Source organism: Streptomyces sp. NPDC032940 (assembly GCF_040636935.1).
Taxonomy (GTDB): domain Bacteria; phylum Actinomycetota; class Actinomycetes; order Streptomycetales; family Streptomycetaceae; genus Streptomyces.
Window position 1 is genome coordinate 1 of record NZ_JBEZVJ010000031.1, and the last position, 17601, is coordinate 17601.

Consider the following 17601-nt stretch of genomic DNA (forward strand, 5'->3'; position numbering starts at 1 on the left):
TTGGAAATGCATGGTATTTTTCGACCTTTATAATTAGTTTCTGAAAACCATTCATTTTGAAAGATGTAATTGCCACCTTCTGGGTTTGCTTGAGTAATGGAACCATCATCATTTAAATTTATAGGATGAATATCTAAATATCCATATTCTTTATGTTTAAGTTCCATACGTGAAGGCATCCAATCAACTTCTATTTTGTATCCTATATCTTCTAATTTTTTTATAACTTTTTGAGTGTGTTGAGCGTCAAAATCTATATCTATATCTCTGTGTTCTCTTTGTTGTTTTCCAGTTAATACATCTACGCCCCAGCCTCCATCTAACCAATGAGTTACTTCCATTTTTTCAAATAAGTCTAAAATATAAAATAAATCCTTTTCTGTTACATTATCAATTTTCATTTTACCCCTCCTAATTTAGGAATTTGAAACGAGTTGAAAACGAGTTTCTTCTTGTCTTGATACTATATAGAAATAACTCAAAGATATTAAACATCATATTAACGTTGATATGACAGTGTTTTTATGTATTTTTATGCGTGAAAGAAAATTTGACATAAAAAAGCTCCAATAATAAGATTGAAGCATCTACTCATCAACTTAATACTGGAGGTCTTTTTATATGCAAGACAATCATACAAAATATATAGACGAAAATCAAGATAACGAAACATTAAAAGATATGACAAAAAGTGGGAAACAACGCCCATGGAGAGAAAAGAAAATAGATAATGTAGGCTATGCAGATATACTTGAAATACTAAAAATAAAAAAGGCTTATAACGTAAAACAATGTGGAAACGTCTTAGAGTTCAAGCCGACTGATGAAGGATATTTGAAGTTACATAAGACATGGTTTTGTAAATCTAAATTATGTCCGGTCTGTAATTGGAGGCGTGCTATGAAAAATAGTTATCAAGCTCAAAAAGTGATTGAAGAAGTGGTTAAAGAAAAACCTACTTCTCGTTGGTTATTCCTAACTTTGTCGACTAGAAATGCAATAGACGGTGAACATTTAGAAGAGAGCTTAAAGCATATGTCTAAAGCTTTTAATAAATTAAAAATGTATACGAAAGTTAAAAAGAATTTAGTTGGATTTTTACGTTCAACTGAGGTTACTGTTAATCAAAAAGACGGTAGTTATAATCAACATATGCACGTTTTATTGTGTGTTGAAAATGCGTATTTTAGAAAAAAAGAAAATTACATTACGCAAGTTGAATGGGTCGATTTATGGCAAAAAGCATTACAAGTTAATTATCGACCAGTAGCGAATATCAAAGCGATCAAACCAAATCAAAAAGGCGATAAAGATATTCAAGCAGCAATCAAAGAAACCTCAAAATATTCGGTTAAGTCATCTGATTTTTTAACTGATGATGATGAAAGAAATCAAGAAATCGTGAATGATTTGGAAAAAGGTTTATATCGAAAACGTATGTTGAGTTATGGTGGTTTGCTTAAACAAAAACATAAAATTTTAAATTTAGACGATGCCGAAGATGGTAATTTAATTAATACAAGTGACGAAGATAAAACAACAGACGAAGAAGAAAAAGCACATTCAATTACTGCAATTTGGAATTTTGAAAAACAAAATTATTACTTAAAAGATTTGAAACGTTAGCTTAAAAGCTAGCGTTTTTTTATGTATTTTTGCCCCTGCGGGAACTATAGCGTTCAACCGGCATGGTTGCCCAGTTTTACTATGAAAATTTTAATTTGCATGTAGATGGGCAGTGTCTTAAAAAATTCGACACTGGTTTTGCTCAAATTTTTGTTTTTGGAAATAGCATATATTTATTTGGCTCATATTTGCGTTTTAAGAGCTTATATAAGTTTTCAGGCATAAAACTATATGAATTACCCCTAAATCTTTAAAATGCCCCCTTAAAATTCAAAATAAAGGTATTTAAAATTTTAAAAATAAAAAAGCTACTAGCAAAAAACTAGTAGCTTAAACCTTAGTTAAATTTTGATGTAGTATTAATTTTTATATCTACGCTACAACGTCGATTCAAATTCGTGCAGTATTAATTTTTGTATCTGCGCCACAACGCCGATTACTAATAATGCAGTATTAATTTTTATATCTGTGCTGCAACACCGATTACTTAAAACTAAGATTAAAAAAATCGACGAAGGTCGATTATGGTTTTTACACGCGTTCTTTTAGAACGCATAAGTGCGCCCTTACGGGATTTAACTAGATTATAACGATGAAAAATAGACCTGTAAAGTGATAACTATTGTGATAAAGTTTGCTAAAAAGGAGCGATTTTATGACTGCTATTTGGATATCGATTATAGGTATGTGGTTTTGTATTGGAATGGCGTTTTTTGCTATCAAGAGGAGTAAAAATAAAAAATAGAACACGCATTTATGCCGAGAAAATTTATTGTGCGTTGAGAAGAACCCTTAACTAAACTTGCAGACGAATGTCGGCATAGCGTGAGCTATTAAGCCGACCATTCGGCAAGTTTTGGGATCGTTAAGGGTTCGGAGGCTCAACGTCAATAAAGCAATTGGAATAAAGCAATTGGAATAAAGAAATTAAGTTATTGATTTTAAATTTTTTATATCAAAATGGTCTTTTTCTGTTAATTCATAACCGGAATGAAAAAGAAGTTGAGCTTCTTTGGAAATGCATGGTATTTTTCGACCTTTATAATTAGTTTCTGAAAACCATTCATTTTGAAAGATGTAATTGCCACCTTCTGGGTTTGCTTGAGTACAGGGCCTCCAGGCCGAGGGCGTACTCGCGGATCGCGAGCGACCGCTTGTGGTTCAGGAACCGCTGCCGCAGCCGGGCCAGGTTGCCGGGGCGCGTGTACTCGGGACCGTAGATGATCCGCAGGTACTCGCGGCCCCGGCACTTGATGCCGGGCTGCACCAGGCGGCCCTTGTCGTCCCTGACCAGCGCGCCGACCGGCTTGACGACCATGCCCTCGCCGCCCCGGCCGGTCATCTCCAGCCACCAGTCGGTACCGGCCCGCACCGACTCGGGGTCGCCGGTGTCGACGTACAGCCGCCGGGTGGTGTGCAGCAGGCCGCTCGCGTCGTGCTCGACCAGCCGGTCGATCAGGGCGAGCTGCTCGTCGTGCGGCAGCGCGGCCAGGCTGCGGCCCTGGACGGCGAGGATCTGGAACGGGGCCAGGCGCACGCCGTCCAGACCGTCGGTGGGCCAGCAGTAGCGGCGGTACGCCTCGGTGAACGCGGCGGCGTCGGCGGACCGCTCCCGCTGGCGGGCCAGCAGCTCCGTGACGTCGACGCCCCGTGCGGCGGCGCCCTCCAGGGCGGACAGCACGCCCGGGAACACCGCGCCGGAGGCGGCGCCCACGGCGGCGTACTGGGAGCGGAGCAACCCGGCGGCCTTCAGCGACCAGGGCATCAGCTCGGCGTCCAGCAGCAGCCAGTCCGTGGACAGCTCGTCCCACAGTCCGGCCTCGCCGATCGCGGTGCGCAGCCGGCCGAGGATCTCCTCGGTGAGGGACGCGTCGTCCAGGAACGGGCGGCCGGTGCGGGTGTACAGGGACCCGGTGGGGCCGTCCACACCGAAGCGGGCGCGCGCCGCCTGCGCGTCGCGGCAGACCAGGGCGACCGCCCGCGAGCCCATGTGCTTCTCCTCGCACACGACCCGCACCACCCCGTCGGCCGCGTACTGCGCGAACGCCTCCTTCGGGTGCTCGAGGTAGCCGTCCACCCCCGAGGTGGCGGTCGGCGCCATCGTCGGCGGGAGGTACGGCAGCAGCCGGGGGTCCGTCGCGAAGCGGCTCATGACCTCCAGGGCCGCGGCCCCGTTCTCCTCGCGCACGGTGACGCGACCCGCGTGCCGGGTCTCCACCACGCGGCGGCCCTGGACGTCAGCCAGGTCCAGTGGCCGGCCGTCGTGCCCGCCGGGCGCCTCGGTGCGCAGCGGCTTGACCGGCTCGTACCAGACCCGCTCGGCCGGTACGTCGACGATCTCGCGCTCCGGCCAGCGCAGCGCGGTGAGCTTGCCGCCGAAGACGGCGCCGGTGTCCAGGCAGATGGTGTTGTTGAGCCAGCTCGCCTCCGGGACCGGAGTGTGGCCGTAGACGACGGCCGCGCGGCCCCGGTAGTCCTCGGCCCACGGGTAGCGCACCGGCAGCCCGAACTCGTCGGTCTCGCCGGTGGTGTCGCCGTACAGGGCGTGGCTGCGGACCCGGCCGGAGGTGCGGCCGTGGTACTTCTCGGGCAGACCGGCGTGGCAGACCACCAGCTTGCCGTCGTCGAGCACGTAGTGACTGACCAGGCCGTCGATGAACTCCCGTACCTCGGCGACGAACTCCTCGCTCTCGCCCTCCATCTGCGCGACGGTCTCGGCGAGTCCGTGGGTGTACCGGACCTTGCGGCCCTTGAGGTGACGGCCGTACTTGTTCTCGTGGTTGCCGGGCACGCACAGCGCGTTGCCCGACTTCACCATGGACATCACGCGGCGCAGCACGCCGGGGCTGTCCGGGCCGCGGTCGACGAGGTCGCCGACGAAGACGGCGGTGCGGCCCTCGGGGTGGACGCCGTCGGTGTAGCCGAGCTTGCCGAGCAAGGCCTCCAGCTCGGACGCGCAGCCGTGGATGTCGCCGACGATGTCGAAGGGGCCGGTGAGGTGGGTCAGGTCGTTGAACCGCTTCTCGGTGACGACGGTGGCGTGCTCGGTCTCCTCGGTGCCGCGCAGGACGTGCACCTTGCGGAAGCCCTCGCGCTCCAGTCGGCGCAGGGAGCGGCGGAGTTCGCGGATGTGGCGCTGGATGACCCGGCGGGGCATGTCGGCGCGGTCGGTGCGGGCGGCGTTGCGCTCGGCGCAGACCTGCTCGGGCACGTCGAGGACGATGGCGATGGGCAGCACGTCGTGGGCCCTGGCCAGCTCGATCAGCTGACGGCGGGCGTCCTGCTGCACGTTGGTGGCGTCCACGACGGTGCGGCGGCCGGCGGCGAGCCGCTTGCCGGCGATGTAGTGCAGGACGTCGAAGGCGTCGCGGCTGGCGCTCTGGTCGTTCTCGTCGTCCGCGACCAGGCCCCGGCAGAAGTCGGAGGAGATGACCTCGGTCGGCTTGAAGTGGCGCCTCGCGAAGGTGGACTTGCCGGAGCCGGAGGCGCCGATCAGCACGACGAGGGAGAGGTCGGTGACGGGCAGGGCGCGGGAGCGCGCGCCGGGTGCGGTGGTGTCGGTGGTGCTCATGCGGCCTTCGCCTCCTTCTCGGTCTTGTCCGACGACTCGGTCGTGTCCGACGACTCGGTCTTCTCAGCCGACTCGGTCTTCTCGGCCGACTCGGTCTTCTCCGTCACGGTGCTCGTGGTGAACACGGCCATCTGCGTGGGCGGGCCCACCTCGGGGTCGTCGGGTCCGACGGGCCGGAACTCCACGTCATAGCCGTGCCGTTCGGCGACCGTGTGCGCCCATGTGCGGAACTCCTCGCGGGTCCACTCGAAGCGGTGGTCGCGGTGGCGGACCTGCCCGGCGGGCAGGCTCTCCCAGCGCACGTTGTACTCGACGTTCGGCGTGGTGACGACGACGGTGCGGGGGCGTGCCGCGCCGAACACGGCGTACTCCAGGGCGGGCAGCCTCGGCAGGTCCAGGTGCTCGATCACCTCGCTGAGCACGGCGGCGTCGTACCCCTTGAGGCGCCTGTCGGTGTAGGCGAGGGAGCCCTGGAAGAGGGTGACGCGCGCGGCCTGACGCTCGCCCATGCGGTCCAGCTTCAGCCGCCGCGAGGCGATGGTGAGGGCCCGCACGGACACGTCGGTTCCGACGATCTCGGTGAACCGCGGGTCCTTGAGCAGTTCCCGCACGAGGTGGCCCTCGCCGCAGCCCAGGTCGAGGACGCGGGCGGCGGAGTGGTCCCGCAGGGCGGTCAGGATCGCCTCGCGGCGCTGCACGGCGAGCGGGGTGGGCTTCTCCTCCTGCTCCGCCTCCTCCTCGACCGCGTTGTCGATCTCCTCCACCTCGCTGTCGTCGGTCTCGGCCAGCCTGATCAGCTCCAGGCGTTCCATCGCGTCCCGGGTAAGGGACCAGCGGCGGGACAGGAAACGGCTGGTGATCAGCTTCATCTCGGGGTGGTGGTACAGCCAGGCTCCACCGACCCGGATCAGCTTCTCGACCTCGTCCGGCGAGACCCAGTAGTGCTTCGCGTCGTCGAGGACCGGCAGCAGGACGTACAGATGGCGCAGGGCCCTGGAGACGGTGAGGGTGTCGGACTCCAGGACCAGGCGGACGTAGCGCGAGTCGCCCCACTCGGGGAACTCGGTGTCCAGCGGGACGGACTCCACGGTCACCGCCCAGCCGAGCGGCTCGAACAGGCGGCGTACGAGGCCGGGGCCGCCGCGGGCGGGCAGCGCGGGCACCTCGACGCGCAGCGGCAGCGGCTCGGCGGCGCGCTCGGGGCGGGCCTTGCACACGCCGCGCATGGCACTGGAGAAGACGTTGCTCAGCGCGACGGCGAGCAGCGACGAGGCCGCGTAGGGCCGGTCGTTGACGTACTGCGCGAGTGCCGCGTCGGGGGCGCCGCCCCGGCCCTTGCCCTTGCCGCGCCGGACCAGGGCCACCGTGTCCACCTCCAGCAGGAGCGCCGCCGTGCAGCGCTGCTCCTCCGCCTCGGGATACAGCACGTGGGCGGTGCCGAAGGAGGTGGAGAACGTCTGCGCCTTGTCGGGATGCTTGTGCAGCAGGAAGCCGAGGTCGGTCGCGGGGCGCTCGGGGGTGCCGGTGGTGGTGATGGTCAGGAACATGGGCCTCTCCGGCCGGGTCGACGGTCAACAGGGGGCGACTGCGTGGGTGCCGTGCGCACGGGAGCCCCCGGGGGCGTTGCCCGGGGGCTCCGGCAGGACGACCTTCACACCATCGCACGGGGCGGGTGACCGGCGCCTTCGGTTATTTCGGGAGGCGGGGCGTTCCTCAGGACAGCTGGGTCTGCACCTGGGAGGAGATCAGCTCCAGGTGGTCCAGGTCGTCGAGGTCGAGGATCTGGAGGTAGATCCGCTGGGCGCCGACGGCGGCGTAGCGGCCGATCTTGTCGACGACCTCGGCCGGGGAGCCGGCGAGGCCGTTGGCCTTCAGCTCGTCGACCTCGCGGCCGATCACGGCGGCGCGGCGGGCGACCTCGGCGTCGTCCTTGCCGACGCAGACGACCAGGGCGTTGGAGTAGGTCAGCGCGTCGGCGCCGCGGCCGGCCTCCTCGGCGGCGGCCCGGACCCGGCCGAACTGCCGCTCGGTGTCCTCGATCGAGGCGAACGGGATGTTGAACTCGTCGGCGTACCGCGCGGCGAGACGGGGGGTGCGGGTGGCGCCGTGGCCGCCGATGAGCACGGGGACCTTGGCCTGCGCGGGCTTGGGCAGCGCGGGCGACTCGGTGAGGTCGTAGAACGTCCCGTGGAAGTCGAAGGTCTTGCCGGTCTCGGTGGCCCACAGGCCGGTGACGATCGCCAGCTGCTCCTCGAGGCGGGCGAACTTCTCCTTCGGGAAGGGGATGCCGTACGCCTTGTGCTCCTCCTCGAACCAGCCCGCGCCCAGGCCCAGCTCGACGCGGCCGCCGGACATCCGGTCGACCTGCGCGACCTGGATGGCGAGCACGCCGGGCAGCCGGAAGGTGCCGGCCGTCATGAGCGTGCCGAGCCGGATGCGCCGGGTCTCGCGGGCGAGGCCGGCGAGGGTGATCCAGGCGTCGGTGGGACCGGGGAGGCCGTCCACGGATCCCATGGCGAGGTAGTGGTCGCTGCGGAAGAAGGCGTCGAACCCGAGGTCCTCGGTGGCCTTCGCGACGGTGAGCAAGGTGTCGTAGGTGGCCCCCTGCTGGGGCTCGGTGAAGATACGGAGTTCCATACCGTCCATCCTGCCTGGTCGGGCGGCGTCCACCGGACAGGCCGCGGCGTGGCACGGCACTTACCGGCCCCTCGCCGGGTGAACGGGCGGCGACCGCGCGGCGGACGGGAACAGCCAGACAGCCCCTAGCCCGCCTCCCGGGCCGGTAACGCCGCGTCCCGGTCCGCCAGTCGGCGCAGCATCTCCCGGACCCGGTCCCGCGACTCGTCGGCCGCGTCGATGGCCTCCATGCAGCGCCAGTACGTCCCCTCGTCCTCGACCGTGCAGGCGATGCCGACCAGGGCGATGCCGATCTCGCCGAGGAGCGTACCGAGGCACATCAGGGCCTGGCGGGCGTCGCCCAGTTCGGTCAGCTGGGCGGCGCGCAGTTCGCCGGGGGCCAGGTCCGGGGTGCGCAGCACTCCGCAGCCGCGGCCCGCCAGCTCGGTCAGTCCCAGGGCCTCGCCGCGCAGTTCGGGTGGTCCGTGGACCGCCAGCCGGCTGCCGATCGCCTGGGCGAGCGCCTGCGCCTGCCACACCTCCGTCAGAATGTCCGGCACCTCGCCGCCGGCTGCCAGGGCACGCCCGCTCGTCACGATGAGCCGCACCGCGTCCATGCGCTGCCCCCGTCCGTCCCGACGCGCCCGCGGCGCGTCCACCCGAACTCCGTTGTTCACTACCCAGAGTGAAGGCGCGTGGGGCGAAAAGCTATAGCTAGACAGAAATATTCGGACAACAAAGGGACAACGGACGCGATATCGACTGCGGAGAGTGATAGCGGAGTGTGAGGCTCCTCTGTTCTCCCGCGCCCTACGCTCCGCCCTCGCCGCGCGGCGGGAACCGGGACTCGTTGCGGTCGATCTTCGCGTCCAGCGCGGCGAGCGGATCGACTCCGAGCACCTCGCAGAACTGGAGCAGATACGCCAGCACGTCGGCGACCTCGTCCCGGACCCGGTGTGCGGAGCCGGGGTCGTCCATGACACGGGCCGACTGCTCGGGCGTCAGCCACTGGAAGATCTCGACGAGTTCGGACGCCTCCACGCTGAGGGCGGCGGCCAGGTTCTTCGGGGTATGGTACGGCTGCCAGTTCCGGGCGGCGGCGAACTCGGCCAGCCTGCGCTGCAGCGCCGCCAGGTCGGGGACGGGGCGGGGATGATCGGTCACGGCCTCAGGTGTACCACCGTGACGCCGGGCGCCGCCGCCCGGGAGGCGTCCGCGACGGCGCCGACGAGGCGGATGTGGCCGCGGTCGCACATCCGGGCCGCGAGGTGGAGGAGTTCGGCACGCTGCCGCGCGTCCAGGCCCCGGTCGAGGCCGTCGGCGAGGACGGTGAGGGTCTGCAGCGCGGCGGGCACCTCGCCGGCCGGGTCGACCTCCAGCACGCCGGGGCCGGTGAACAGCACGAGCGCGAGGGCGAGGTAGCGCAGTTCGCCGTAGCCGAGGCGCGGGAGGCCGGTGCGGACGCCGTCGCCCCGGTCGAGGAGCGCGCGGACCACCCCGCCGACGACCGGTTCGGCCAGGACGTCCTCGACGGGACCCGCGCACCCGGCGCGTACGGCGGCGACGAACTGGGCGTGCCGCCGGCCGCACTCGGTCCGGGTGCGCCACAGCACGTCGGCGAGGTTGTCGCAGCCGCCGAGCAGCCGTCCGGAGCCGGTGGGCACGGGCTCGCGCATCCTGGCCGGGCGCGGGTCGCAGGCGAAGACGGAGCGCAGGGCGACCACCGTCTGCTCGGCCGCCGCCAGCACCCTGCGCTGCCCGTCGGTCCTGCCGGACACGCGCAGCGGCAGCAGCGCCGTGCCGAGCCGGTCGTCGGGCAGCGGGGCGCGGGTGACCGGCGCCGAGCCCCCCGTGTGCCAGGCGGCCTGCACGGCGCGCCGGCCGGGGTCGCGCAGGGCCGTCTCCAGCAGGACGAGCCCGCCGGCCGTCAGCCTCTCCCCCACGATGCGCAGTTCGGGCTCCGCCTGCACGGCCACGTCGAGGCTGACGGGGCCCTCGGGGCCGTCGACCGTGCAGCCGATGCGGAAGCCGCGGCGCCGCTGGGCGTCGGGCCTGGCCCGCTCGGGGACGCAGGCGACCGGGTCGGGGAAGACCGTGCGGAGTTCCGCGCCGCCGCCGAGCCGGGCGAGCGCCTCGTAGGCCCGCAGCGCGCTGGTCTTCCCGCTGCCGCTGGGCCCGGCGAGCAGGGTGAGGGGCGCGAGCGGGATCCGGGTCCGCCGGTGCCGGGCGAAGGCGGACAGCCGCAGTTCCGTGACGCACGGCCGATCCGGGGGCACGGGGGCGGCGGACGCCATGGAGGGCGCCGCCGCCGACGAGGACGCCGTCGAAGGAGGCGCCATCGAGGGGGGCGACGTCAAGGGGGACGTCATCGTGGGGGGCGCCGTCGACGCGGGTGACACGGCCATGTCCGGACCGTAGGGCTCCGGATCACGGGCGAACCGTTCCGCCCGGGCGACGTTCCCACGATCGGGGGACGGCCCGCCGGGCCGGGGGTGGGACACACAGAGCGTGCCGCGCCGCCCCCGGCCCGGGCGTCACATGCCGGGAACTCCGGCCGCGCCCTCCATCAGGCCGTTCACCTCGGTGCCGGCCGGTGTCAGCAGGAACACGTTGCGGTCGACCCGGTGCATGCCGCTGGCCAGGCCGAAGACGACGCCCGTACTGAAGTCCAGGACGCGCTTGGCGACCTCGGTCTCGGCGTTGGTCAGGTCCAGGAGCACCGGGATGCCCCCCATCAGCGTCTCGGCGACCTCCCGGGCATCGGCGAAGACGTTGACCCGCAGGACGACGAAGCGCCGCCGTGCCTCGGTCTCCGCCTCCGGCAACGCGCGGTGGCCGACCGACGACGGCCAGGCGTCACGGCCGCGCAACGGAACGACCTGGGCGAGCCCTTCCCACTGTTCGTCGGTGACGTCGTAGCTGTTCACCGGTCCCCCGATTCCACTCGCCTTCAATGCGTGCACCAGCCAATTCTTACGTCAACTCACCCGTTCGGCCCAACAACGACACGGTCCGCCCGACGGTCACCCGGTCGGCGCGGCTACGCCCGGAGGGCGGTCCGTGGCATGCGGCGGCCCGCCCCCTCGCGTTAACTGAGGCGCACGATGCACGCGTGACGGGCCGTCGGCCCGTGCCGGGAGGTGGGCGGACGATGGGAGGGCCCGTGACGACTCAGCCCCTGCCGCCGCGCGCCGGGCCCGGGCCGGGGTCACGCCGGACGGCCCCGTGACGGCGGCCGGGAGCCCGCCGGCCCAGCCGGCGAACGCCGTCCCGGACCGGGCGGAGCAGTCCCTGCGGCGCACCCTGCTCAGCCCCGGCTATCTGCTGCTGTTGCTGCTGTGCGTGCTGCTCGGCGTGCCCATCGCGCTGGCCTGCTTCTTCTTCGTCGGCCTCCAGCACGAGCTCCAGCACTGGGTGTGGACCTCGCTGCCGAAGGCCGTGGGGTACGGCACCCCGCCCTGGTGGTGGCCGCTGCCCGCCCTGGTGCTCGCGGGGCTGATCCTGGCACCGATCGTGACCCGGATGCCCGGCGGCGGAGGACATCTGCCGGTGAACGGGCTGGGCGGTGCGCCGGTCGGGCCGAAGGCGCTGCCGGGGGCCGTGCTGGCCGCGCTGGCCACTCTGCCGCTCGGTGTGGTCCTGGGTCCCGAGGCCCCGTTGATGGCCGTCGGCAGCGGGCTCGCCCTGCTCGCGATGCGGCGGACGGGCAAGGACGCGGACCCGGGGGCGAGCGCGATCCTGGCGACGGCCGGCTCCACCGCCGCGATCTCGACGATCCTAGGCGGCCCGGTGGCGGCGGCCGTCCTGCTCATCGAGGGGGCGGGGCTCGCCGGCACCCGTATGGTCGCCCTGCTGCTGCCCTGCCTGCTGGCCAGCGCGACGGGCGCCCTGGTCTTCACCGGGTTCGGACAGTGGACCGGTCTGGACATCGGCGCCCTGTCGCTGCCGGACGTGCCGCCGGACGTCGGGCCCGACGCCGGGGACTTCCTGTGGGGCATCCCCACGGCGGCGCTGATCGCGGTGCTGATCACGCTGGCCCGCGCGCTCGGCCGGCGCACCGTCACCTGGACGGGGCACCGCACGGCCGTACGCACCGTGCTGTGCGCCACGGCGGTCGGCGTCTGCATCGCCGCGTACGCCCTGATCACGGGCCGGTCGCCGGCGGAGGCGGCGCTGTCCGGGCAGACGGCCCTCGCGCAGCTCGCCGCGCATCCGCACGCCTGGTCCGTGGGCGCGCTCGTCGCGCTCGTCGCGTGCAAGGGGCTGGCGTGGGGCATCGCGCTGGGCAGTCTGCGCGGCGGTCCGATCTTCCCGGCCGTGCTGCTGGGCACGGCGACGGCCCTGGCCTGCTCGGGCCTTCCCGGTTTCGGCGCCACCCCGGCCCTCGCCCTCGGCATCGCCGCCGCGGCGGCCGCCGTGACGGGGCTGCCGCTGGCCAGCTCGGTGCTCGCGGTGCTGCTGATGGGCCGGGACGCGCACGACCAGATGCCGCTGATCGTCATCGCGTCGGTGGTCGCGTTCGTCGTCGTGCAGGTGATCCGCCGCAGTCCGCCCGGGACGGAGGCGGCGCCGCGGCCGGGGGCGGGCCCCGAGGCGGAGCCGGGCCGGTGACCGGCCGCGGGGGCGGCGGGCGGGACGGCCGGGCCGGGCCCGGTGGCTCCCTGCACCGGATGCGGCCCTGGCTGCTGTGGGGGTGTGCGTGCGTGGGTCTGGTCGTGTCCTACTTCCTGCTCCCCCTCGACCTGCTGGGCCCGGGCCGCCCCGCCCTCACCTGGTGTCTGTTCTCCCTCGCGCTGGGGATCGTGGCCGTCCTGCTGCTGCGGCAGATCCGCCATGTCCTGACCGGCCGTCCGGACAGCCATCCCGGCGTGGTCATCCCGCTGCTGATCCTGCTGTCGGTGCACGTCTTCGCGGCGGCCTACTACATCCTGGCCAAGCAGCCCGGCGAGTTCGCCGGTCTGCACACCCGCCTCGACTCCCTCTACTTCACCGTCGTCACCCTCGCCACGGTCGGCTACGGCGACATCACCCCGCAGGGCCAGACGGCGCGGTTCGTGGCCATCCTGCAGATCCTCTACAGCTTCGTCTTCCTCACCGCCGCCGGAACGGCACTGGGCCAGCAGCTGCGGTCCCGGGTGGTCCGGCACCCCGACGGCCACCCCTCCCATGACGACCCGCCACCCCGCCCTCCGTCGCAGGCCTGAGGAGATCTTCACCACGTCGCGCCGGGGGGAGGCCCGCTTGTCACCACCCTCGTCGGCGCACTACTGTCGCCACGCCTTGGTGAACGGGAAATCCGGTGAAGTACCGGTGCGGCCCTCGCCACTGTGATCGGGAAGTCCGGCTCCGGCCCTCGCGGGCAGCCACTGGGTCTCATGGGACCCGGGAAGGCGGAGTTCGGGCGGTGGTACCCGTAAGCCAGGAGACCGGCCAAGGCGCGTCGTCCATCCACGAGGTGCTGGAGAGGGTCTGCTGAGCCATGCACATAGCCGAGGGCTTTCTGCCTCCGGCGCACGCGATCGCCTGGGGTGTCGCGTCCGCGCCGTTCGTCGTCCACGGAGTACGGTCACTCACCCGTGAGGTCAGGGAGCACCCCGAGAGCACGCTGCTGCTCGGGGCGTCCGGGGCCTTCACGTTCGTGCTGTCGGCCCTGAAACTGCCTTCCGTGACCGGGAGTTGCTCGCATCCCACCGGGACCGGTCTGGGCGCCGTCCTGTTCCGGCCGCCCGTCATGGCCGTCCTGGGCACCATCACCCTGCTCTTCCAGGCGCTGCTGCTCGCGCACGGCGGTCTGACCACGCTGGGCGCCAACGTCTTCTCGATGGCGATCGCCGGCCCCTGGGCCGGCTACGGCACCTACCGCCTGCTGCGCCGGTACGGGGCGCCGCTGATGGTCACGGTGTTCTTCGCGGCGTTCGTCGCCGACCTGTCCACGTACTGCGTCACCAGCGTGCAGCTGGCGCTGGCCTTCCCCGACCCGAGCAGCGGCTTCCTGGGCGCGCTCGGCAAGTTCGGGTCCATCTTCGCCGTCACGCAGATCCCGCTCGCGGTGAGCGAGGGCCTGCTCACGGTGGTCGTGATGCGGCTGCTGGTGCAGTCCAGCAAGGGCGAGCTGACCCGGCTGGGCGTGCTGCCGGCGGCCGCCGGCGCCCGCGAGGAGGCGGTCGTCCGATGAAGCGCAGCACGAGGATCAACGCGCTGCTGCTGCTCGCCGTGGCCGCGCTGGCGGTGCTGCCGCTGGTGCTCGGCCTCGGCGACCACAAGGAGGAGCCGTTCGCCGGGGCCGACGCCGAGGCGGAGACGGCGATCACGGAGATCGAGCCGGACTACGAGCCGTGGTTCTCGCCGCTGTACGAGCCGCCGTCCGGGGAGATCGAGTCCGCGCTGTTCGCCCTCCAGGCGGCGCTCGGCGCGGGCGTGCTGGCCTACTACTTCGGGCTGCGCCGGGGCCGGCGGCAGGGCGAGGAGCGGGCGGCCCGCGCCGCCCGGCAGGACCCGCGCGTACCCGAAGGGGACTGAGTGCTGCCGATCGACGCGGCGGCGCACAGCAGCCGGTGGCGTCACCGGCACCCGGTGGACAAGGCCGTGCTCGGGCTGGGACTGACCGTGCTGGCGATCTCGCTGCCGCCCTGGCCGGGCGCGGCGCTGGTGCTGCTCGCGGCGCTGGCGGTGCTGCTCGGCCCGGCCGGTGTGCCCCGGCGGCGGCTGTGGCGGGCGTACCGGGTGCCGTTGGGCTTCTGTGTGACCGGCGCGCTGCCGCTGCTGGTGCGGGTCGGGGGCCCGGGCGGCTTCGTGGGCGTGGCGGACGGCGGTGCGGTGCGTGCCGGGGAGCTGCTGCTGCGCACGTCGGCGGCGTCGCTCGGGGTGCTGCTGTTCGCGTTCACCACGCCCATGTCCGACCTGCTGCCCCGGCTGGTGCGGGCCGGGGTGCCGGCGCCCGTGGTGGACGTGGCGCTGGTGACGTACCGCATGAGTTTCCTGCTGCTCGACTCCGTGCGCCGGATCCGCGAGGCGCAGGCGGCGCGGCTCGGGCACACCACCCGGGCCGCGGCCTGGCGTTCGCTCGGCGGGCTGGGCGCCACCGCGTTCGTGCGGGCCTTCGACCGGGCGACGCGGCTGCAGGCCGGACTCGCCGGGCGCGGCTACGACGGCACGCTGCGCGTCCTGGTGCCCGAGGCCCGGGTCTCGGTGCCCTTCACGGCGGCGAGCGTCGTGCTGCTGGCGGCGCTGACCGCCCTCACCTTCGTCCTGGAAAGGCCCCTGTCGTGAACGAGTCCGCCGAACCGGCCCTGGTCGCCCTGCGGGGCGCGTCCTTCGGCTACGAGGAGGGGCCGCTGGTGCTGGACGGCATGGACTTCGCGGTGCGCGAGGGGCGCGCGCTGGCGCTGCTGGGCCGCAACGGCAGCGGCAAGACGACGCTGATGCGGCTGCTCAGCGGCGGACTGCGGCCGGACGCCGGGCAGTTGACGGTGGACGGACGGCCGGTGACGTACGACCGGGCGGGGCTGACGCGGCTGCGGACCACCGTGCAGCTGGTGGTGCAGGATCCGGACGACCAGTTGTTCGCCGCGTCGGTCGCCCAGGACGTGTCGTTCGGGCCGCTGAACCTCGGGCTGCCCGACCCCGAGGTCCGGGTCCGGGTCGAGGAGGCGCTCGCGGCGCTGGACATCACCGCGCTCGCCGACCGGCCCACGCATCTGCTGTCGTACGGGCAGCGCAAGCGGACGGCGATCGCCGGTGCGGTCGCGATGCGGCCCCGGGTGCTGATCCTCGACGAGCCGACCGCCGGGCTCGATCCGGACGGGCAGGAGCGGCTGCTGGAGACCCTCAGCCGGCTGCGGGCGGCCGGCACCACGGTGGTGATGGCCACGCACGACGTGGACCTCGCCCTGCGCTGGTCCGACGACGCGGCCCTGCTCACACCGTCCGGGGTGCACACCGGCCCCACGGCGCCGACGCTGGCCCGCAGCGACCTGCTGGGTCTGGCGGGGCTGCGGCTGCCGTGGGGCGTGGCGGCTGCGCGACTGCTGTGCGCCCGAGGGCTGTTGGCCGACCCGGCGGCAGGGCCGCGCACGGCGGAGGAGCTGGCGGCCCTGGCCGACTGACCGGGGCTCAGCCCGCCGAGTGGCTGTGCCCCGTCTCCCGGGCCTTCGCCGTCTCGTCCTCGGCCCGCTGCGCAGCGGCGGCCCGGCGGCCGGGCAGCACCGCGAGGACGATCACCGTGCCGGCGGCCATGATGATGCCGCCGATCAGGCTGGTGGTGGCGACGCCGTGGGCGAAGGCCTCGTGGACGGCGTCGGCCAGGGCCTGGGCCTGCTGCGGTCCGGCCGACGGCGTCTTCGCGATCTGCTCGGCGACCGCGAGCCCGCCGCCGACGGAGTCCTGCGCGGTGTCCAGCGCGGCGGCCGGGAGCCGGCCCCCGGCCAGGTCGGCCAGTTCGTCGCGGTAGGCGGTGCCGAGCAGGGAGCCGAGGACGGCGATGCCGAGCGAGCCGCCGAGTTCGAGTGCGGTGTCGTTGGCGCCGCCGCCGACACCGAGTTCGCTCTCCGGGAAGGAGCCCATGATGGTGTCGGTGGCCGGGGAGACGCTGAGGCCGATCGCTAGGCCGAGGAGCAGCATCGGGGCCAGGAAGCCGGAGTACGTCGAGGTCCTGTCGATGAGGACGAGCAGGAAGACGCCGGCGGTGCCGATCACCATGCCGGACCCGATCATGGCCTTGACGCCCAGCTTCGGGGTCAGCCGCCCCGTCACGGCGGCGCCGACGAACACGGCACCGGCCAGCGGCAGCAGCCGTACGCCGGTCTCCAGGGCGCCGTAGCCGAGGACGAACTGCAGGAACTGCGTGGAGTAGTAGATGGCGCCGTAGGTGCCGAAGAAGAAGAACAGCACGGCCAGCATGGAGCCGCTGAACGGCCGCTGGAGGAACCGGCGCACGTCCAGCATGGGGTGCGGGTGGCGCAGCTCCCAGGCGACGAACGCCACGAGGCCGACGACGGCGACGACCGCCGCGGTGACCGGACCGGCGCCCCAGCCGAAGTGCGGGCCCTCGATGGTCGCGTAGACCAGGCTGCCGACGGAGACGATGGAGAGCAGGCCGCCCACGTAGTCGATGCGGCCCATGCCGGCCGCGCGGGACGGCGGCACGAGGAGCAGCGCGCCGACGACGGCGAGGACCGCGACGGGGACGTTGACCAGGAAGGTCGACCCCCAGGCGTGGTCGCCGAGCAGCCAGCCGGCGACCAGCGGGCCGACGGCGATGGCGAGGCCGGACGTGGCGGTCCAGGCCGTGATGGCGCGGGCCCGCTCGCCCCTCGGGAAGATCGCGACGAGCAGGGACAGCGTGGCCGGCATGACGACGGCGGCGCCGACGCCCATGACCGCCCGGGCGGCGATGACCAGCCCCGTCTCGTGGACCAGGCTGCCCATCACCGAGCCGCCCGCGAAGACCACGAGACCGGTGACCAGGGCGCCGCGGCGGCTGTACTTGTCGCCGATGGCACCGAGCACGAGCATCAGCGCGGCGTAGGGGACGGTGTAGCCGTCGATGACCCACTGGAGGTCGCTGCTGCTCAGGCCGAGGTCGGTGGTCATCGCCGGGGCGGCCACGATCAGGGACGTGTTGGCCATGACGACGATCAGCAGGCTGAGGCACAGCACGATCAGGGCCCACCAGCGCCGTTGATACGGCCCGGTCATCTTCTCGACGGGTGTGGTGGCCAGTAGGGGCATGGAGGCTCCCGGGTACGAGGGCGAGTTAATTGCCCATCGGTGTGCAGACTGGTTTCAGG

The 17601-nt window shown here is 67.1% G+C and carries 17 protein-coding genes, 1 pseudogene and 1 riboswitch; of the genes and pseudogenes, 8 read left to right on the forward strand and 10 right to left on the reverse strand.

The features are described 5' to 3' along the window. The coding region (lnu(A), locus tag AB0E77_RS28575) for a lincosamide nucleotidyltransferase Lnu(A) (RefSeq protein ID WP_361576008.1) at positions 1 to 401 on the reverse strand (401 nt) is incomplete at its 3' end. A gap of 220 nt (positions 402 to 621) precedes the next feature. Between lnu(A) and AB0E77_RS28580 the strand changes: the two genes are divergently transcribed. Then, positions 622 to 1626 (forward strand): protein rep, encoded by a 1005-nt coding sequence (locus tag AB0E77_RS28580; protein WP_019467630.1) that lies wholly within the window; start codon positions 622 to 624, stop codon positions 1624 to 1626. 927 nt (positions 1627 to 2553) lie between these two features. On the opposite strand, the pseudogene AB0E77_RS28585 reads toward AB0E77_RS28580, so the two are convergent. From AB0E77_RS28585 to AB0E77_RS28615, 7 genes and pseudogenes are all read right to left on the reverse strand, one after another. Beyond that, a pseudogene (locus tag AB0E77_RS28585) lies at positions 2554 to 2733 on the reverse strand (lincosamide nucleotidyltransferase Lnu(A)); the annotation flags it as partial. After that, positions 2690 to 5197, reverse strand: a complete 2508-nt coding sequence (locus AB0E77_RS28590) for a polynucleotide kinase-phosphatase (RefSeq protein WP_361576011.1) — start codon at positions 5195 to 5197, stop codon at positions 2690 to 2692. The gene AB0E77_RS28590 and the pseudogene AB0E77_RS28585, both read right to left, overlap by 44 nt. After that, entirely contained in the window at positions 5194 to 6744 is a 1551-nt protein-coding gene (locus tag AB0E77_RS28595) for a 3' terminal RNA ribose 2'-O-methyltransferase Hen1 (protein WP_361576014.1), read from the reverse strand. The genes AB0E77_RS28590 and AB0E77_RS28595 overlap by 4 nt, the downstream gene beginning before the upstream one ends. 166 nt (positions 6745 to 6910) lie before the next feature. Beyond that, entirely contained in the window at positions 6911 to 7834 is a 924-nt protein-coding gene (locus AB0E77_RS28600; protein WP_361576017.1) for an LLM class F420-dependent oxidoreductase, read from the reverse strand. Between the two features lie 125 nt (positions 7835 to 7959). Then, positions 7960 to 8430, reverse strand: coding sequence for a DUF6099 family protein (locus AB0E77_RS28605; RefSeq protein WP_361576156.1), 471 nt, complete (start codon positions 8428 to 8430; stop codon positions 7960 to 7962). 193 nt (positions 8431 to 8623) lie between these two features. Then, the gene (locus AB0E77_RS28610; protein WP_361576020.1) at positions 8624 to 8977 is read right to left on the reverse strand and encodes a nucleotide pyrophosphohydrolase; all 354 of its coding nucleotides are present in this window, start codon (positions 8975 to 8977) and stop codon (positions 8624 to 8626) included. Next, positions 8974 to 10107, reverse strand: coding sequence for an ATP-binding protein (locus tag AB0E77_RS28615; protein WP_361576022.1), 1134 nt, complete (start codon positions 10105 to 10107; stop codon positions 8974 to 8976). Before AB0E77_RS28615 ends, AB0E77_RS28610 begins: the two co-directional genes overlap by 4 nt. On the opposite strand from AB0E77_RS28615, the gene AB0E77_RS28620 reads away from it, so the two are divergent. Continuing rightward, positions 10106 to 10231 (forward strand): hypothetical protein, encoded by a 126-nt coding sequence (locus AB0E77_RS28620; RefSeq protein WP_361576025.1) that lies wholly within the window; start codon positions 10106 to 10108, stop codon positions 10229 to 10231. The genes AB0E77_RS28615 and AB0E77_RS28620 overlap by 2 nt on opposite strands. A 116-nt stretch (positions 10232 to 10347) precedes the next feature. On the opposite strand, the gene AB0E77_RS28625 is transcribed toward AB0E77_RS28620, so the two are convergent. Next, entirely contained in the window at positions 10348 to 10740 is a 393-nt protein-coding gene (locus AB0E77_RS28625; protein ID WP_361576028.1) for a cell division protein SepF, read from the reverse strand. A 298-nt stretch (positions 10741 to 11038) separates the two neighbouring features. Between AB0E77_RS28625 and AB0E77_RS28630 the strand changes: the two genes are divergently transcribed. The 6 genes from AB0E77_RS28630 (at position 11039) to AB0E77_RS28655 (ending at position 15918) form a co-directional block, all read left to right on the forward strand. Further along, positions 11039 to 12424: a chloride channel protein gene (locus AB0E77_RS28630; RefSeq protein ID WP_361576031.1), complete on the forward strand. Its 1386-nt coding sequence runs from the start codon at positions 11039 to 11041 to the stop codon at positions 12422 to 12424. Positions 12425 to 12483: 59 nt separating this feature from the next. Further along, positions 12484 to 13017, forward strand: coding sequence for a potassium channel family protein (locus tag AB0E77_RS28635; protein ID WP_361576159.1), 534 nt, complete (start codon positions 12484 to 12486; stop codon positions 13015 to 13017). A 60-nt stretch (positions 13018 to 13077) separates the two neighbouring features. Further along, positions 13078 to 13263: riboswitch (cobalamin riboswitch) on the forward strand. A 29-nt stretch (positions 13264 to 13292) separates the two neighbouring features. Next, positions 13293 to 13988: an energy-coupling factor ABC transporter permease gene (locus AB0E77_RS28640; RefSeq protein WP_361576034.1), complete on the forward strand. Its 696-nt coding sequence runs from the start codon at positions 13293 to 13295 to the stop codon at positions 13986 to 13988. Beyond that, on the forward strand, positions 13985 to 14332 hold the full coding sequence (locus AB0E77_RS28645) for an energy-coupling factor ABC transporter substrate-binding protein (protein WP_361576037.1): 348 nt from the start codon (positions 13985 to 13987) through the stop codon (positions 14330 to 14332). Before AB0E77_RS28640 ends, AB0E77_RS28645 begins: the two co-directional genes overlap by 4 nt. After that, positions 14333 to 15082 carry a cobalt ECF transporter T component CbiQ gene (gene cbiQ / locus AB0E77_RS28650; RefSeq protein ID WP_361576040.1) on the forward strand — a complete coding sequence of 250 codons (750 nt, stop codon included), beginning with the start codon at positions 14333 to 14335 and terminating at the stop codon, positions 15080 to 15082. Continuing rightward, positions 15079 to 15918, forward strand: coding sequence for an ATP-binding cassette domain-containing protein (locus AB0E77_RS28655; protein WP_361576043.1), 840 nt, complete (start codon positions 15079 to 15081; stop codon positions 15916 to 15918). Before cbiQ ends, AB0E77_RS28655 begins: the two co-directional genes overlap by 4 nt. 7 nt (positions 15919 to 15925) lie before the next feature. Here AB0E77_RS28655 and AB0E77_RS28660 read toward each other — a convergent pair whose 3' ends face one another. After that, positions 15926 to 17542 (reverse strand): MFS transporter, encoded by a 1617-nt coding sequence (locus AB0E77_RS28660; RefSeq protein ID WP_361576046.1) that lies wholly within the window; start codon positions 17540 to 17542, stop codon positions 15926 to 15928. Between the last annotated feature and the right edge of the window lie 59 nt (positions 17543 to 17601).

Excerpts from the sequence above, each read along its gene's own strand:
- AB0E77_RS28580 (WP_019467630.1), top strand. The coding sequence starts at position 622 with ATGCAAGACAATCATACAAAATATATAGACGAAAATCAAGATAACGAA.
- AB0E77_RS28590 (WP_361576011.1), bottom strand. The coding sequence starts at position 5,197 with ATGAGCACCACCGACACCACCGCACCCGGCGCGCGCTCCCGCGCCCTG.
- AB0E77_RS28595 (WP_361576014.1), bottom strand. The coding sequence starts at position 6,744 with ATGTTCCTGACCATCACCACCACCGGCACCCCCGAGCGCCCCGCGACC.
- AB0E77_RS28600 (WP_361576017.1), bottom strand. The coding sequence starts at position 7,834 with ATGGAACTCCGTATCTTCACCGAGCCCCAGCAGGGGGCCACCTACGAC.
- AB0E77_RS28605 (WP_361576156.1), bottom strand. The coding sequence starts at position 8,430 with ATGGACGCGGTGCGGCTCATCGTGACGAGCGGGCGTGCCCTGGCAGCC.
- AB0E77_RS28620 (WP_361576025.1), top strand. The coding sequence starts at position 10,106 with ATGGAGGGCGCCGCCGCCGACGAGGACGCCGTCGAAGGAGGCGCCATC.
- AB0E77_RS28615 (WP_361576022.1), bottom strand. The coding sequence starts at position 10,107 with ATGGCGTCCGCCGCCCCCGTGCCCCCGGATCGGCCGTGCGTCACGGAA.
- AB0E77_RS28635 (WP_361576159.1), top strand. The coding sequence starts at position 12,484 with ATGCGGCCCTGGCTGCTGTGGGGGTGTGCGTGCGTGGGTCTGGTCGTG.
- AB0E77_RS28640 (WP_361576034.1), top strand. The coding sequence starts at position 13,293 with ATGCACATAGCCGAGGGCTTTCTGCCTCCGGCGCACGCGATCGCCTGG.
- AB0E77_RS28645 (WP_361576037.1), top strand. The coding sequence starts at position 13,985 with ATGAAGCGCAGCACGAGGATCAACGCGCTGCTGCTGCTCGCCGTGGCC.
- AB0E77_RS28660 (WP_361576046.1), bottom strand. The coding sequence starts at position 17,542 with ATGCCCCTACTGGCCACCACACCCGTCGAGAAGATGACCGGGCCGTAT.